Annotated in this window: 11 protein-coding genes; 3 read left to right on the top strand and 8 right to left on the bottom strand. The window is 72.4% G+C overall.

The genetic code is table 11. The features are described 5' to 3' along the window. Positions 1-27: 27 nt before the first annotated feature. A complete protein-coding gene (locus AB0O21_RS11500) occupies positions 28-456 on the bottom strand; it encodes a PPOX class F420-dependent oxidoreductase (protein ID WP_365169305.1) in 429 nt (142 codons plus the stop codon). A 106-nt stretch (positions 457-562) separates the two neighbouring features. On the opposite strand from AB0O21_RS11500, the gene AB0O21_RS11495 reads away from it, so the two are divergent. After that, positions 563-961, top strand: coding sequence for a roadblock/LC7 domain-containing protein (locus AB0O21_RS11495; RefSeq protein ID WP_365169302.1), 399 nt, complete (start codon positions 563-565; stop codon positions 959-961). 92 nt (positions 962-1,053) lie between these two features. After that, entirely contained in the window at positions 1,054-1,881 is an 828-nt protein-coding gene (locus AB0O21_RS11490; RefSeq protein ID WP_365169299.1) for a DUF6397 family protein, read from the top strand. Here the strand turns inward: AB0O21_RS11490 and AB0O21_RS11485 are convergent. The 3 genes from AB0O21_RS11485 to AB0O21_RS11475 are packed head-to-tail and all read right to left on the bottom strand — an operon-like array spanning position 1,845 to position 5,717. Continuing rightward, the gene (locus AB0O21_RS11485; protein WP_365169296.1) at positions 1,845-2,246 is read right to left on the bottom strand and encodes a YchJ family metal-binding protein; all 402 of its coding nucleotides are present in this window, start codon (positions 2,244-2,246) and stop codon (positions 1,845-1,847) included. The genes AB0O21_RS11490 and AB0O21_RS11485 overlap by 37 nt on opposite strands. 8 nt (positions 2,247-2,254) lie before the next feature. Next, positions 2,255-3,145: an acyl-CoA thioesterase II gene (locus AB0O21_RS11480; RefSeq protein WP_365169293.1), complete on the bottom strand. Its 891-nt coding sequence runs from the start codon at positions 3,143-3,145 to the stop codon at positions 2,255-2,257. A gap of 49 nt (positions 3,146-3,194) precedes the next feature. Continuing rightward, positions 3,195-5,717 carry a DUF3516 domain-containing protein gene (locus tag AB0O21_RS11475; RefSeq protein WP_365169290.1) on the bottom strand — a complete coding sequence of 841 codons (2,523 nt, stop codon included), beginning with the start codon at positions 5,715-5,717 and terminating at the stop codon, positions 3,195-3,197. Between the two features lie 146 nt (positions 5,718-5,863). On the opposite strand from AB0O21_RS11475, the gene AB0O21_RS11470 reads away from it, so the two are divergent. Next, positions 5,864-6,652: a metal-dependent hydrolase gene (locus tag AB0O21_RS11470; protein ID WP_365169287.1), complete on the top strand. Its 789-nt coding sequence runs from the start codon at positions 5,864-5,866 to the stop codon at positions 6,650-6,652. A 30-nt stretch (positions 6,653-6,682) separates the two neighbouring features. Here the strand turns inward: AB0O21_RS11470 and helR are convergent, their stop codons facing one another. The 4 genes from helR to AB0O21_RS11450 all read right to left on the bottom strand — a co-directional run bounded on the left by helR (position 6,683) and on the right by AB0O21_RS11450 (position 15,713). Beyond that, positions 6,683-8,839, bottom strand: coding sequence for an RNA polymerase recycling motor ATPase HelR (gene helR / locus AB0O21_RS11465; RefSeq protein WP_365169284.1), 2,157 nt, complete (start codon positions 8,837-8,839; stop codon positions 6,683-6,685). Between the two features lie 145 nt (positions 8,840-8,984). Next, the gene (locus AB0O21_RS11460; RefSeq protein ID WP_365169281.1) at positions 8,985-10,766 is read right to left on the bottom strand and encodes an ABC transporter ATP-binding protein; all 1,782 of its coding nucleotides are present in this window, start codon (positions 10,764-10,766) and stop codon (positions 8,985-8,987) included. Continuing rightward, entirely contained in the window at positions 10,763-12,616 is a 1,854-nt protein-coding gene (locus AB0O21_RS11455; protein WP_365169278.1) for an ABC transporter ATP-binding protein, read from the bottom strand. The genes AB0O21_RS11460 and AB0O21_RS11455 overlap by 4 nt, the downstream gene beginning before the upstream one ends. Before the next feature lie 160 nt (positions 12,617-12,776). After that, entirely contained in the window at positions 12,777-15,713 is a 2,937-nt protein-coding gene (locus AB0O21_RS11450) for an FAD-binding and (Fe-S)-binding domain-containing protein (protein ID WP_365169275.1), read from the bottom strand. Between the last annotated feature and the right edge of the window lie 5 nt (positions 15,714-15,718).

The following is a 15,718-nucleotide window of genomic DNA, read 5'->3' as shown; positions in this document are numbered from 1 at the left end:
ACCGGCCCGGCCCACGGGGTGGTCGGATCAGTCGGAGATGCCGGCGAGGGCGATCACCTTGTCGGCCGGAACCCGGACGAGGAGCTCGCCCGGGACTGCGTTGCGCCGTCCGAAGGCCTCGGCGGCTTCCTCGCCCATGTACCGGGCGCCGATCCTGGTCGCCCAGGTGAGCATGTCCTGGGGATCCTCGCTGATCTCCGCTCGGCCCTGGAGCACGACGTAGGCGAACGGCGGCCGGTCGTCGTCCACGCACAGTGCGACCCGGCCGTCACGGGCCAGATTCCGCCCTTTGACGGTGTCCTTCCCCGTGGTGAAGACGAAGGAGTCGCCGTCGAGTACGAACCAGATGGGAGCGATGTGCGGGCTTCCGTCCTCACGGACGGTGGAGAGCTTTCCGGTGCGGGTGGAGTGGCCGACGAACGCACGCCATTCCTCTTGAGTCATCTTCTTCGCCATGAGCACATCCTCCTTGCCGGAAAGGAGCTGGTGGGGAAGGCTTGCGGGACGACCACGCGGGGTGGGGCGCGGCCATGTCGGCCGCGTCAACGGGGAGGGGCTGGGAATGGCACTGGACAAGCAGCTCGATTGGCTGTTGGACGACCTGACGCGTCGGGTCCAGCAGGTGCGGCATGCGGTGGTGCTGTCCAACGACGGCCTGGTGACGGGTGCGAGCGCGGGGCTGGCGCGGGAGGACGGGGAACACCTGGCGGCCGTCGCCGCCGGGCTGCAGAGCCTGGCGAAGGGGTCCGGGCGGCACTTCCGGGCCGGTGAGGTCCGCCAGACGATGGTCGAGTACGACGAGGGGGTCCTCTTCGTCATGGCGGCCGGCGCGGGCAGCTGCCTGTGCGTGCTGAGCGCCGCGGAGGCCGACATCGGGCAGGTCGCGTACGAGATGACACTGCTGGTCAACCGGGTGGGGGAGCACCTGGGAGTCGCCGAACGGCGCATGACCGGCGGCTGAGGCCGCCGAGTTGTCCACAGGCCCGGCGGGGTGTCGTAGCGCTGAGTTACGGTCTTCACACAGAGTAATCGCGATGTGTGGGGGAGACCGTGATGATGCAGATGGAGACCGTGCGACCGCAGACCGTGCGGGTGGATGCGGACGTACTCGTGGGGAGTGCGCGGGCCGCCGGTGAACTGGGGCTGAGCCGGAGCGAGTTCGCCAGGGCCGTCCAATTGGGGATCGTGCGCGCCGGGCCGCCCGCGACGCGGGGCGGGGCCGCGCGCTACGCGCGGGCCGAGCTGGACCGGGTCCGGTCGGCGGAGTCACGGCCGGGCGCCGCCTGGCCCGAGGCGCTGCGCGAGCGGGTCGAGACCGTGGGCGGAGCGGCGGCCGCGGCGCGGGCGCTGGGAGTGGGCCCGAGCCGGTTCACCCGGCTCGCCCGCTGCGGGCACCTCACCCCGGTCGGCTACCGGATCAACCGCTACCGGGCCGTGGTGTGGCTCTATCTGGCCGCGGAGCTACGGGAGTTCGCGGCCAGGGAGCCCGCCGCGCTGTGCGGGGCCGCGCCACCGGGGGACCGGGAGCTCATGGAGGCCAAGGCGGATCTGCGTCCCCGCAGGTGGCGGGGGCGGCACGTCGGGCTGCTGCTGAGACGGACCGCCGACCCGTGGGAGCGCGCCGCGGTGCTGGCCTCCGTGCTCCCGGAGGGCGACCTGCGGGAGGCGGTGCCCGACCGGGCGGAGCGCGTCGTCCTCGCCGCCCTCGCCCCGCCACCGCCGTACGGGCACCCGCAGGTCCCGGCGGCCGCGGCGGTGGCACGGCGGCTGCTCGAGGCCGACGTCCCGGAGGAGATCCACTGGTACCGCACCAGCCTGGACTTCGCCCTCACCGGAGCGCGCGGTCAGTCGAACTCGACGGGGGAGAGGGGGCCGACGTAGACCCAGGCCCCCTCCTCGCGGGTGAACGCGCTGTGCTCGTGCAGCGATCCGGCGTGCCGGCCCTCGCGGTAGTGGGCCCGGAACTCCACCGAGCCCTCCGTCTCGAACATCCCGCCGCGCTCGGTCGCGAGGATCTCCAGGCGCTCCCAGCGCTGCCCGGGATCCAGGTCGAGGTCGGACGGGCGGGTCGAGCTGTGCCAGGAGCGCATCAGGTAGGCGGTGTCGCCGACCGCGAAGGCGCTGAAGCGGGAGCGCATCAGCCGCTCCGCGGTGGGTGCCTGCTGTGCACCGGAGTGGAAGCGGCCGCAGCACTCCGGGTAGGCGGCGGGCAGCCCGCAGGGGCAGGGGAGGGCCGGGGTGGGCATGGGCGTGCTCAGTTCTTCGGGGAGGGATTCATGGAGTGGTAGGGGCGGAAGAGGCCTTCCTGGACCACGGAGACCAGCAGCCTGCCCTCCAGGTCGTAGATGCGGCCACGGGCCAGGCCCCGGCCGCCGTGCGCGATGGGTGACTCCTGGTCGTACAGGAACCACTCGTCCGTCCGGAACGGGCGGTGGAACCACATGGCGTGGTCCAGGCTCGCCATGTCGAACCCGCGCATCCCCCACAGCGGTTCCACCGGGATGCGCACGGCATCGAGGAGGGTCATGTCGCTGGCGTAGGTGAGGGCGCAGGTGTGCACGAGCGGGTCGTCGCCCAGCGGGCCGACCGCGCGCATCCACACCGCGCTGCGGGGATCGGCGCCCTTGAGCTCCTCGGGGGTCCAGCGGAGCCGGTTCACGTACCGGATGTCGAAGGGCTGGCGGCGGGCCATCCGCTCCAGCGCCTCCGGCAGCGCCCCGAGGTGCTCGCGGATCTCGTCCGCGACCTTCGGGAGCGTGTCCGGATGCGGGTAATGGTGAGGAGGCAGCTGGTGCTCGATGCTGCCCTCCTCCGGGTGATGGAAGGAGGCGGTGAGATTGAAGATCGTCTTGCCCTGCTGGACCGCGGTGACCCGGCGCGTGGTGAAGGACCGCCCGTCGCGCACCCGCTCCACCTGGTACACGATCGGCACCCCGGGGATGCCGGGGCGCAGGAAGTACGCGTGCAGCGAGTGGACCGGCCGGTCGCTCTCGACGGTGCGGCCGGCGGCCACCAGCGCCTGGCCGGCGACCTGCCCGCCGAAGACGCGCTGGAGCGACTCCTGCGGGCTGACACCTCGGAAGATGTTGACCTCGATCTGCTCCAGATCGAGCAGGTCGACCAGTCTCTCGGCGGGGTTCGTCATCAGAGGATCTCCACGGTCGGCGGGCGGGACGGCGGGAGGCGGGTGCCGGTCAGAGCGAGCCGAGCTCGCCCACCGAGGTGACCCGGATGACGGCCCGGCCCTCCTCGTCGGAAGCCGCGAGGTCGACCTCGGCACTGATGCCCCAGCCATGGTCCCCGTTGGGGTCGGCGAAGGTCTGCCGGACGCGCCACAGGCCGTGCGCCGGGTCCTCCTCGATCTGCAGCAGCTTCGGGCCGCGCGCGTCGGGGCCGGTGCCCAGGTCGTCGTACTCGTCCCAGTAGCCGTCCATGGCCTCGCCCCACGCGTCGGCGTCCCAGCCCGACTCGGCGTCCAGTTCGCCCAGCACGTTGACGTGGTCCAGGGCGGCCAGCTCCACCCGGCGGAACATGGCGTTGCGGACCAGGACGCGGAAGGCGCGTGCGTTGGCGGTGACCGGCTTGACCTGGTCGGCCTTCTCCTGGGCCTGCTCCGCCGTCTCCACCTCCGGGTTCGCCAGCTGCTCCCACTCGTCCAGCAGGCTGGAGTCGACCTGGCGGACCAGCTCGCCGAGCCACTCGATCAGGTCCTGCAGGTCCTCGGACTTGAGGTGGTCCGGGATGGTGTGGTCCAGCGCCTTGAACGCGCTCGCGAGGTAGCGCAGCACGATGCCCTCGGTGCGGGCCAGCTCGTAGTAGGAGGTGAACTCCGTGAAGGTCATCGCGCGTTCGTACATGTCGCGGATGATCGACTTCGGGGAGACCGGGTGGTCGCGCACCCACGGGTGGCTCTTGGCGTACACGTCGTGGGCGTGGAAGAGGAGTTCTTCGAGGGGCTTGGGATAGGTGACGTCCTGGAGACGCTCCATCCGCTCCTCGTACTCGATCCCGTCGGCCTTCATCTGGCCGACCGCCATGCCGCGCTCCTTGTTCTGCTGCGCGGCCAGGATCTGGCGCGGGTCGTCCAGCGTGGACTCCACCACGGACACCATGTCCAACGCGTAGGAGGGGGACTCCGGATCCAGCAGGTCGAAGGAGGCGAGCGCGAAGGTGGACAGCGGCTGGGTGAGCGCGAAGTCCTGCTGGAGGTCGACGGTGAGCCGGATCGTGCGGCCCTCCGCGTCCGGGGTGTCGAGCTTCTCGACCACGCCGCCGTCCAGCAGCGAGCGGTAGATCGCGATGGCCCGGCGGATGTGCCGCAGCTGGGCCTTGCGCGGCTCGTGGTTGTCCTCCAGGAGGTGGCGCATCGCCTTGAAGGCGTCGCCAGGCCGGGCGATGACCGACAGGAGCATGATGTTGGTGACCTTGAAGCGCGAGGTCAGCGGCTCCGGGTCGGCCGCGATCAGCTTCTCGAAGGTGGTGTCCGACCAGGCGACGAAGCCCTCGGGGGCCTTCTTGCGAACCACCTTGCGGCGCTTCTTCGGGTCGTCGCCCGCCTTCGCGAGGGCCTTCTCGTTCTCGATGACGTGCTCGGGCGCCTGGGCGACCACATAGCCCGCCGTGTCGAAGCCGGCCCGGCCGGCGCGGCCGGCGATCTGGTGGAACTCGCGGGCGCGCAGCGTGCGGACCCGGTTGCCGTCGTACTTGGTGAGCGCGGTGAACAGCACCGTGCGGATCGGGACGTTGACGCCGACGCCGAGGGTGTCGGTACCGCAGATGACCTTCAGCAGACCGGCCTGGGCCAGCTTCTCCACCAGGCGCCGGTACTTGGGCAGCATGCCTGCGTGGTGCACGCCGATCCCGTGTCGGACGTAGCGGGAGAGGTTCTGGCCGAACTTCGTGGTGAAGCGGAAGTTGCCGATCAGATCCTGGATCTTGTCCTTCTCCTCGCGGGTGCACATGTTGATGCTCATGAGCGACTGCGCCCGCTCGACCGCCTGCGCCTGGGTGAAGTGCACGATGTAGACGGGGGACTGCCGGGTCTCCAGCAGCTCGGTGATCGTGTCGGTGATCGGCGTGGTGACGTAGTCGTACGACAGCGGGACGGGCCGGGTCGCGGAGCGGACCACGGTGGTGGGCCGGCCGGTGCGCCGGGTCAGGTCCTCCTCGAACCGCTTCACGTCGCCGAGCGTCGCCGACATCAGGATGAACTGCGCCTGCGGCAGCTCCAGCAGCGGGATCTGCCAGGCCCAGCCGCGGTCCGCCTCGGCGTAGAAGTGGAACTCGTCCATCACGACCTGGCCGATGTCGGCGTACTTGCCGTCGCGCAGGGCGATCGAGGCCAGCACCTCTGCGGTGCAGCAGATCACCGGCGCGTCCGCGTTCACCGAGGCGTCACCGGTCAGCATGCCGACGTTCTCGGTGCCGAAGAGCTTGCACAGGTCGAAGAACTTCTCCGACACCAGCGCCTTGATCGGAGCGGTGTAGAAGGTCACCTTGTCCTGGGCGAGGGCGGTGAAGTGCGCGCCGGCGGCGACGAGGCTCTTGCCGGAGCCGGTCGGGGTGGAAAGGATCACGTTCGCCCCGGAGACGACCTCGATCAGCGCCTCCTCCTGAGCCGGGTACAGGGTGATGCCCTGGTCCTCGGCCCACGAGGAGAAAGCCTCGAAGAGGGCGTCGGGGTCGGCGTTCGGCGGGAGCTGATCAATGAGGGTCACACCCCCCATCTTGCCTGGCTTCCCCCCGGATGAGGGAACCGGCGGACGGAATGAAGATCACCGGCGGTACGCTGTGCCGTCGATGCGGCCCGAACGAACCAGTCGAGGGGGCCCGAACAGCACACCACCGGGGCGGGGAAACGACCATGATGGGTCCGGCGCACTCACTGTCCGGGGCAGCGGCCTGGCTGGGGGTGGGCGCCGCGACCGCGGCAGCCGGGCACCCCATGCCCTGGCCGGTCCTCGTCGTCGGCGCACTGATCTGCGCGGGAGCGGCACTCGCCCCCGACCTCGACCACAAGTCGGCGACGATCTCGCGCGCCTTCGGCCCGCTGTCCCGAGGCCTGTGCGAGGTGGTCGACAAGATCTCCTACGCGGTCTACAAGGCCACCCGCTCCAAGAAGGACGCCCGCCGCACCGGCGGCCACCGCACCTTGACGCACACCTGGCTGTGGGCCGTCCTCATCGGCGGCGGCGCCTCCGTGCTGGCCGTCACCGCCGACCGCTGGGGCGTGCTCGCACTGCTCTTCGTCCACCTGGTCCTGGCCGTCGAAGGCCTGCTCTGGCGGGCCGCCCGGATGTCCAGCGACGTCCTGGTCTGGCTGCTCGGCGCCACCAGCGCGTGGATCCTCGCCGGGGTCCTCGACCAGCCCGGCAACGGAGCGGACTGGCTGTTCGGAACGGGCCAGGAGTACCTGTGGCTCGGCCTGCCGATCGTGCTCGGAGCCCTCGTCCACGACATCGGCGACGCCCTGACCGTCTCCGGCTGCCCGGTCCTGTGGCCCCTCCCCATCGCGGGCAAGCGCTGGTACCCGCTCGGCCCGCCGAAGGCGATGCGCTTCCGGGCCGGCAGCTGGGTGGAGCTCAAGGTCCTGATGCCGGTCTTCGTCCTGCTCGGCGGCTTCGGCGGAGCCTCCGCCCTCGGATTCATCTAGCCCGGGGGCGAAGGCGGCGCCAGGAGCTCGTCAGGAGCTCGTGAGGATGACGAGCTGCCGGGTCGCACGGGTCATCGCGACATAGCGGTCGACCGCGCCCGCGACGCCCTCGCCGAACGCCTCCGGGTCGACGAGCACGACCAGGTCGAATTCGAGGCCCTTCGACAGCGTCGGGGTGAGCGACCGGACGCGGGACGTCTCCCGGAACGAGAGATCTCCGATGACGCAGGCGATCCCGTCGGCGTGCGCGGCGAGCCAGGCGTCGAGGACCGAGTCCAGTTCCGCGACGGATCCGCGGACGACGGGGACGCCGCTGCTACGGACGGAGGCCGGCACGTTGGCGTCCGGGAGCGCGGCGCGGATCACCGGCTCGGCTTCCGCCATGACCTCCTCAGGCGTCCGGTAGTTGATGCTCAGGGAAGCCAGCTCGACGCGGTCCAGCCCGATCCGCTCCAGCCGCTCCTGCCAGGACTCCGTGAACCCGTGCCGGGCCTGCGCGCGGTCCCCGACGATGGTGAAGCTCCGGGACGGGCAGCGCAGCAGCAGCATCTGCCACTCCGCGTCGGTCAGTTCCTGCGCCTCGTCCACGACGATGTGCGCGAACGGGCCGGCGAGCAGGTCCCGGTCGGCGCCGGGAAGCGCGGTCTCGTCGATCAGGCTGTCCTGCAGGTCCTTCCCGCGCAGCATCGTCACCGCGCCCTCACCGTCGGCGTCCGCTTCGAGGACGCGGTCGATGACATCGGCCATCCGCGCCCGTTCGGCGGCGACTGCGGCCTCGTGGCGACGCTTGCGCTTCGAGGACTCCGGGTCGCCGAGCCGCTGCCGTGCCGCGTCCAGGAGCGGCAGGTCGGACACCGTCCAGGCCTGGGCGTCCGCGCGCTGCAGCTTCTCGACCTCGTCGGGGCCGAGCCAGGGAGCGCACTTGCGCAGGTAGGCGGGCACGGACCACAGGTCCCCGACGAGATCGGTCGCCTCGAGCATCGGCCACGCGTTGTTCAGGGCCGTGACCAGCTCCCGGTTCTGCCGTAGGGACCGGCGGAACAGCTGGGGCGAGACGTCGTCGCCGTCGTGCTTGTCCAGCAGGATCGTGACGAGCTCCTCCCAGATCGCGTCCCGTGCCTCGTTGTGCGGGGTACCCGGTTCCGGAGCCTCGAACGCCGCGGCCCAGTCGTCGGGGCTCAGCCAGATGTCGGCCCAGTGGGTCTCCACCGTCATCCCCTTGGCCGGCGGCTCCTCGTAGAGGGCGACGGCCGGCTCGATCGCCCGCACCATGGCCGCGGACGACTTCAGGAGGGCCACCTCCGGGTCGGCCTCCACCGCTGCCCGGGCTCCCTCGTCGACGAGGTCCCGCACGGTGCAGGTCTGCACGCCCTCCTCGCCGAGGCTCGGCAGGACGTCGGCGACGTAGTCCAGGTAGGGCCGGTGCGGACCGACGAACAGCACGCCGCCGAGACGGTGACCGAGGCGGGGGTCGGAGTAGAGGAGGTGGGCGGTGCGGTGCAGCGCGACGACGGTCTTGCCGGTACCGGGGCCGCCGTCGACGACGAGGGCGCCGCGGGATCCGGCCCGGATGATGGCGTCCTGGTCGGCCTGGATGGTGCCGAGGACGTCGCGCATCCGGGACGAGCGGTTGCCGCCGAGGCTGGCGATGAAGGCGGACTGGTCGTCGAGCGCGGCGTGCCCCTCGAGCCCGTCGGCGTCGAACACCTCGTCCCAGTAGTCGGTGATCCGGCCGCGGGTCCAGCGGTACCTGCGGCGGCTCGCCAGGCCCGTCGGGTTGGCGTGGGTCGCCGCGAAGAACGGCTCCGCCGCGGGCGAGCGCCAGTCGATCAGCAGCCGCCGCCCCGTGCTGTCGGTCAGGCCGAGCCGTCCGATGTACACGGGCTCGGGGCTGTCCGCGCCGACGATGCGCCCGAGGCAGAGGTCGAGGCCGAAGCGGCGCAGGGCGCGCAGCCGGCCGGTGAGCCGGTGGATCTCCGTGTCGCGGTCCATCGCCTCCCGGCCGATGCCGCCGGGCGCCAGACGCGCGGCGTCGAGGCGGTCGGACACCTCGGCGATGGACTGCTCCAGGCTCTCGGCGATGGCCGCGAAATGCTGCTCGTCCCCTTCGATCAGCGTCGGGTCGGCCTTGGGCGAGAGGTGATCGGGAAGGTCGAAGGCGCTGGTGGTACGGGTGGATGCGTGCACTTAGCGGGGCTCCTCGTTCAGCAGAATCTGGCCTAGGCCGATGATTCTGCGTCAGGACCGGGGCCTTGCCGCAAGCCCCCCACTGCGCTATAAGTTGAGAGTGGCAAGGAGTGGTTTTCCCCCTTGCCCGCCTCCCTGATCGCACTCACCCGTGCCAGGACCGCCACAGCGCCGCGTACGCGCCGTCGGCCGCGACCAGCTCGTCGTGCGAGCCGAGTTCACTGATCCGCCCGCCCTCGACCACCGCGATCACGTCCGCGTCGTGCGCGGTGTGCAGCCGGTGGGCGATGGCGATGACCGTACGGCCGTCCAGCACCCGGGCCAGCGAACGCTCCAAGTGCCGTGCCGCGCGCGGATCCAGCAGCGAGGTCGCCTCGTCCAGCACCAGCGTGTGCGGGTCCGCCAGCACCAGCCGGGCCAGCGCGACCTGCTGCGCCTGGGCCGGAGTCAGCGCCGTGCCGCCGGAGCCCACTTCGGTGTCCAGGCCGGCCTCCAGGGCCCGCGCCCAGCCCTCCGCGTCCACCGCGCCCAGCGCCTCCCACAATTCGGCGTCCCCGGCGCCCGTCCGCGCGAGGCGGAGGTTGTCCCGCAGCGAGCCGACGAACACGTGGTGCTCCTGGTTGACCAGCGCCACGTGCTCGCGCACCCGCTCCGCGGGCATCCGCGCCAGCCGCGCCCCGCCGAGCGTGACCTCGCCGGTGCGGGGGGCGTAGATGCCCGCGAGCAGCCGGCCCAGGGTGGACTTGCCCGCGCCCGAGGGGCCGACGAGCGCCATCCGGGTGCCCGGCGGCACGGCCATCGACACCTGGTGCAGGACGTCCACGCCCTCCCGGTAGCCGAAGCGGACCTCGTCCGCCCGTACGTCCCGGCCCTCGGGCGAGACCCCGGCGTCTCCCGCGTCCGGCGCGATCTCCCGCACGCCCACCAGGCGGCCCAGCGAGACCTGGGCGACCTGTAGTTCGTCGTACCAGCGCAGGATCAGACCGATCGGGTCGACCATCATCTGGGCCAGGAGCGCGCCCGTGGTCAGCTGGCCCACCGACATCCAGCCCCGCAGCACGCAGTAGCCGCCGATCAGCAGCACCGAGCCGAGGATCGTCACGAACGCGACGTTGATGACGGGGAAGAGGACCGTCCGCAGGAACAGCGTGTACCGCTCCCACGCGACCCACTGCGCGATCCGCCGCTCGGACAGCGCGATCCGGTCCGGACCGAGGCGGTGCGCCTCGACCGTGCGGCCCGCGTCCACCGTCTCGGTCAGCGCCGCCGCGACCGCCGCGTACCCGGCCGCCTCCGAGCGGTACGCCGAAGGTGCCCGCCGGAAGTACCAGCGGCAGCCGATCACCAGCACCGGCACCGCCAGCAGCGCGGCCAGAGCCAGCGGCGGCGCGGTCACCGCGAGCGCGCCGAACAGCAGCGACACCCACACCACGCCGATGGCCAGTTGGGGCACGGCCTCGCGCATGGCGTTGGCCAGCCGGTCGATGTCGGTGGTGATCCGCGACAGCAGGTCACCGGTACCGGCCCGCTCCAGCACGCCGGGCGGCAGGCCCACCGACCGCACCAGGAAGTCCTCGCGCAGATCGGCCAGCATCTCCTCGCCGAGCATCGCCCCGCGCAGCCGGACCTGCCGGACGAAGAACGTCTGGACGGCGAGCGCCAGCGCGAACAGCAGTGCCACGCGCCCCAGATGGAGCTCGCGCGCCCCCGCCGCGAGGTCGTCCACGACCCGGCCCAGCAGGTACGGGCCGACCATGGAGGCGATCACCGCGACCGCGTTGACGCCCACCAGCACCAGGAAGGCACGCCGGTGGCGCCGGAACAGGCCGCGTACATAGCCCCGTACGGTCGCCGACGTGCCCACGGGCAGGGTCGCGGCCGTCTCGGGGGCCGCCGGGTCGTACCCCGGCGGCGCCACGCCGATCATGCGGATTCCTCGATCTCTGTGAGTTGGTCTTCCAGATCCGTCAGCCGGAGCGCGGCGAGCCGCTGCTCCTCGTCCGTCTCGCGCGTGACGACGGCCCGGTAGAGCGGTTCGGCGGCCAGCAGTTCGCGATGGGTACCGACCGCGGCCACCGAGCCCCCGTCGATCAGCACCACCCGGTCGGCGCGGTCCAGCAGCAGCGGGGACGACGCCAGCACCACCGTGGTCCGGCCGGCGCGCAGGGCGGCGATCCCGTCCGCGATCCGTGCCTCGGTGTGCGAGTCGACCGCCGAGGTCGGCTCGTCCAGGACCAGCACCTCAGGGTCGGTGACCAGGGACCGGGCCAGCGCGAGCCGCTGGCGCTGCCCGCCGGACAGCGACCGGCCGCGCTCGGTGATCCGCGCGTCCATCGGGTCCCGGGTCCCGTCCGGTGCGGACTGCAGCAGCGCGTCCAGGACGTCCGCGCACTGTGCGGCGGCCAGCGCGTCAGCGGAGTCCACCGCCCCGGAGGCCGGTACGTCGAACAGGTCCCGCAGGGTCCCGGACAGCAGCACCGGATCCTTGTCCTGTACGAGGACCAGCCGGCGCGCGTCGTCCAGCGCGAGCTCGTCCAGCGCGACCCCGCCCAGCAGCACCGAGGGCCCGGCGTCGGTGTCGGCGGCCGACTCCGCGTCCGCGGGATGGCCGCCGAGGCGTTCCGCGAGCCGGCCCGCCAGGTCCGGGTCCCCGCAGACCACGGCGGTGACCCGGCCCGCGGGGGCCAGCAGCCCGGTCCGCGGGTCGTACAGGTCCCCGCCCGGAGCCGGCGGCTCTGGCGGCTCCGGCGCGTCGGCGCCCGTGGAGAGCTCGGCGGCCTCGTGCCGGGTCAGCGACAGCACCCGGGCGGCCCGCTTGGCTGAGGGACGCGAGAAGGAGTACGCCATGGCGATCTCCTCGAAGTGGCGCAGCGGGTACAGCATGGTCGCCACCGCGCTGAACGCCGCGACGAGTTCACCGACCGCGATGCGCCCGTCCAGGACGAGCGCGGCGCCGTACCAGACCACCGTGATCAGCAGCGCGCCCGGCAGCAGCACCTGGATCGCGGAGATCAGCGCCCACATGCGGGCGCTGCGCACGGCGGCCTTGCGGACCTCCTGCGAGGCCTCGCGGTAGCGGCCGAGGAAGAGCTCCTCGCCGCCGATGCCGCGCAGGACGCGCAGGCCGGCGACGGTGTCGGAGGCCAGCTCGGTGGCCTTGCCCGCCTTCTCCCGCTGGATGTCCGCGCGTTGGGTGGCGCGCGGCAGCAACGGGAGCGCGGCCAGGGCGATCAGGGGTACCCCGATCGCGACGACCAGGCCCAGCTCGGGTGCGTAGAACAGCAGGCCGACGCAGACGAGGACGATCGCGAAGACGGCGGCGAGGAAGCGGGAGACCGCCTCGACGAACCAGCCGATCTTCTCCACGTCGCCGGTGGACACCGCGACCACCTCGCCCGCCGCGACCCGCCGGGTCAGGGCGGAGCCGAGTTCGGCGGTCTTGCGCGCGAGGAGCTGCTGCACGCGGGCGGCGGCGGTGATCCAGTTGGTGACGGCGGTGCGGTGGAGCATGGCGTCGCCCAGGGCGATGGCGATGCCGATCAGGACGAGCAGCGCGCCGACGAGCAGCAGCCGGCCGGAGTCGCGCGCGACGACGGCGTCGACGCCCAGGCCCACCGCGTACGGCAGCCCGGCAATGCCGGAGAAGTGCAGCATTCCCCAGGCCAGGCTCTTGAGCTGGCCGCCGAGCTGTCCGCGCCCCAGCCACAGCAGGAAACGGGGACCGGAGCGAGCGTCGGGTACCCCGGGATCCGGATACGGAAGATCGCTGATCTGCATGACGCCCCATGACTGGTCGAGTGGCTCAAACCGTGCAAGGTTCGCCTTCCGGATCCGGGCCGGGCAATCGATTTTCCGTGGGCGGCGGCCTTCCGCGATGAGGTTTGCGGAGCTGGGGGACTGCGTATCGGCTGGTCGGAGGGGGCGCGCACACCGGCGCTCACGGGCGGGTGGCGCGCTCCAGTTCGAGCAGGGCCGAGTAGTAGCCGCGGCCGGTCGCCCGGTCCATGCCCACCTCGCACATCCGGTTCGCCGACAGGTGCGCGTCGAAGTCCCGGGCCGTGACCTCCGCCGCCTCCCGGGCCGTGGCCGAGGCCGTCAGCTCGGGGTGCAGCATGCCCCGGTCGCCCGCGAAGGCGCAGCAGCCCGCGTCGTCCGGGACCACCACCTCGTCCGCGCACGCCTCGGCCACCGCCCGCAGCTGCGCCTCGTCGCCCAGGTGCCGCATCGAGCAGGTGGGGTGGAGCACCGCCGAGCCCACCGTGCGCCGGATCTCCAGGCGCGGCAGCAGCTCGTCGGCCGCCCACACGATCGAGTCGACGATCCGCAGCCGCTCGTGCAGTTCCCGGTTGTCGTCCGTCAGGTAGGGGACCACCTCGTGCGCGATACCCAGGGTGCAGGAGGAGGCGTCGACGACCAGCGGCAGCCGGCCCCCGGCCGTCCAGCCCCAGGCGGCCTCGACGATCCGGTTGGCCATCACCCGGTTGCCGGACTCGTACCCCTTGGAGTGCCAGATGGTCGCGCAGCAGGTGCCGTTGACGTCGCGGGGGATCCACACCGGCTTCCCGGCCCGCTCGGAGACGGCCACGAGGGCCTGCGGCAGGGAGGGGCCGGGCCGGCCCTCCGGTCCGCCGAAGATCCGGTTCACGCAGGCCGGGTAGTACACCGCGTGGGCGCCCACCCGCCGGGTCGGGGGCAGCTTGCGGGCGGCGGCCCCGGGGATCTGCGGCAGCCACTGCGGGACCAGGTCCGGGCGTACGACCTTGCGCGCGGCCGCCGTCACGCCTGCGAGCAGCCCGTCCCCGACCCGGTCGGGGAGCTTGTCGGCGGCGGCCACCGCCACCCGGGCGGCGGCCTCGACGGCCTTGAACCGGCGCGCGGCGAGCGCGGCGGCCGCCTCCTCGCGCGGGCTGTGCCGGCGGTGGCGGAAGTCCTTCATCAGGGCGCCGGTGTCGATGCCGACCGGGCAGGCGAGCTTGCAGGTGGAGTCGCCCGCGCAGGTGTCCACCGCGTCGTAGCCGTAGGAGTCCAGCAGTCCCTCCAGCACGGGGGAGCCGGGCTGCTGGCGCGTCATCTCGCGGCGCAGCACGATCCGCTGGCGCGGGGTGGTCGTCAGGTCCTCGCTGGGGCAGGTCGGTTCGCAGAACCCGCACTCGATGCACGGGTCGGCCACCGCCTCCACCCGCGGGATCGTCTTCAGTCCCCGCAGATGGGCGTCCGGGTCGCGGTCGAGGAGGATGCGCGGGGCGAGCACCCCGTCCGGGTCGACGACCCGCTTGGTGCGCCACATCAGCTCGGTGGCGCGGGGTCCCCATTCCAGCTCCAGGAAGGGCGCCATGTTGCGTCCGGTGGAGTGCTCGGCCTTCAGGGATCCGTCGAACCGCTCCACCGTGAGCCGGCAGAAGGCGTCCATGAAGGCCGCGTACCGCTCGACGTCGGCGGGCTCGGAGGCGTCGAAGGCGAGCAGGAAGTGCAGGTTGCCGTGGGCGGCGTGACCGGCGACGGCCGCGTCGAAGCCGTGCTCCGCCTGGAGCGCGAGCAGTGCCTCGCAGGCCTCGGCCAGCCGGGAGGGCGGCACCGCGAAGTCCTCGGTGATCAGGGTGGTGCCGGAGGGGCGGGCCCCGCCGACGGCGGTGACGAAGGCCTTGCGGGCCTTCCAGTAGCCGTTGACGGTGTGCGCGTCCCGGGTGAAGGCGTTGGTGACGGAGGGCACCGGCGCCACCAGGTCGAGCCCCTCCAGGACCTCGGCCGCTCGCCGTTCGCAGGCCGCCCGGGCTTCCTCGTCCGGGGCGCGGAACTCCACGAGCAGGGCGGTCGTGTCCTTGGGCAGTCCGGCCCAGTCGGCGGGTACGCCGTCGACGCTGACCGAGGCGCGCAGGGTGTTGCCGTCCATCAGCTCGACGGCGATGGCGCCGGCCTCGTTGAAGAGCGGCACGGCCGCGGCCGCGGCGGGCAGGGAGGGGAAGAAGAGCAGGCCGGAGCAGAGTTCGCGGTCGAGCGGCAGGGTGTCGAAGACGACCTCGGAGATGAAGCCCAGGGTGCCCTCCGACCCGACCATCAGACCGCGCAGGATCTCCACGGGGGTGTTGCCGTCGAGGTAGGCGTCGAGGCGGTAGCCGGTGGTGTTCTTGATCTCGTACTTGGCGCGGATCCGGGCGACGAGGGCGGCGTCGGCCTCGATCTCCTTCTTGATCTCCAGCAGCCCGTGGCACAGGGCCGGTTCGGCGCGCGCCAGTTCCTCGTCGGCCAGCGGGTCGGCCGTGTCCACGACGGTGCCGCCGGGCAGGACGAGGGTCAGGGAGGAGAGCGTGCGGTACGAGTTCCTCGTGGTGCCCGCCGTCATGCCGGACGCGTTGTTCGCGACGACCCCGCCGAGGGTGCAGGCGATGGCGCTGGCCGGGTCGGGGCCGAGGATCCGGCCGTGCCGGGCGAGGGCGGCGTTGGCCCGCATGACAGTGGTGCCGGGCTGGATCCGGGCCCGCCGGCCGCCGTCGAGCACCTCGATCCCGGCCCAGTGGCGGCGTACGTCCACGAGGATGTCCTCGCCCTGGGCCTGGCCGTTGAGCGAGGTCCCGGCGGCCCGGAAGACCACCTCGCGCTGCCGGCCGTGGGCGTACGAGAGCACGGCGGAGACGTCGTCGATGTCCTCGGCGATCACCACGACCTGGGGCACGAACCGGTAGGGGGAGGCGTCGGAGGCGTAGCGGACCAGGTCGGAGACCTTCCACAGCACCTTCTCGGCGCCCAGCAGCTCGATCAGCTCGGTCCGCAGCGGCTCCGGGGTGCCGCCCGCCCGGTGCTCGGGGAGCCGGTCGTGGGCGGGGCCGCTGATGCTGCGGGGGCGCATGGTCCCCGGGTTCGGTTCCAGCAGCGGCATGTGCG

Origin of the sequence: Streptomyces sp. NPDC091371, from assembly GCF_040684275.1 — a bacterium.
In the GTDB taxonomy this organism is placed as follows: Bacteria; Actinomycetota; Actinomycetes; order Streptomycetales; family Streptomycetaceae; genus Streptomyces.
Note: the sequence above shows the minus strand (reverse complement) of the source record. Positions and strands in the feature narration are given on the sequence as shown.

What these genes read in the sequence shown, in the direction of transcription:
- AB0O21_RS11500 (WP_365169305.1), bottom strand. Translation starts at nt 456, where the DNA reads ATGGCGAAGAAGATGACTCAAGAGGAATGGCGTGCGTTCGTCGGCCAC.
- AB0O21_RS11495 (WP_365169302.1), top strand. Translation starts at nt 563, where the DNA reads ATGGCACTGGACAAGCAGCTCGATTGGCTGTTGGACGACCTGACGCGT.
- AB0O21_RS11490 (WP_365169299.1), top strand. Translation starts at nt 1,054, where the DNA reads ATGATGCAGATGGAGACCGTGCGACCGCAGACCGTGCGGGTGGATGCG.
- AB0O21_RS11485 (WP_365169296.1), bottom strand. Translation starts at nt 2,246, where the DNA reads ATGCCCACCCCGGCCCTCCCCTGCCCCTGCGGGCTGCCCGCCGCCTAC.
- AB0O21_RS11480 (WP_365169293.1), bottom strand. Translation starts at nt 3,145, where the DNA reads ATGACGAACCCCGCCGAGAGACTGGTCGACCTGCTCGATCTGGAGCAG.
- AB0O21_RS11470 (WP_365169287.1), top strand. Translation starts at nt 5,864, where the DNA reads ATGATGGGTCCGGCGCACTCACTGTCCGGGGCAGCGGCCTGGCTGGGG.
- AB0O21_RS11460 (WP_365169281.1), bottom strand. Translation starts at nt 10,766, where the DNA reads ATGATCGGCGTGGCGCCGCCGGGGTACGACCCGGCGGCCCCCGAGACG.
- AB0O21_RS11455 (WP_365169278.1), bottom strand. Translation starts at nt 12,616, where the DNA reads ATGCAGATCAGCGATCTTCCGTATCCGGATCCCGGGGTACCCGACGCT.
- AB0O21_RS11450 (WP_365169275.1), bottom strand. Translation starts at nt 15,713, where the DNA reads ATGCCGCTGCTGGAACCGAACCCGGGGACCATGCGCCCCCGCAGCATC.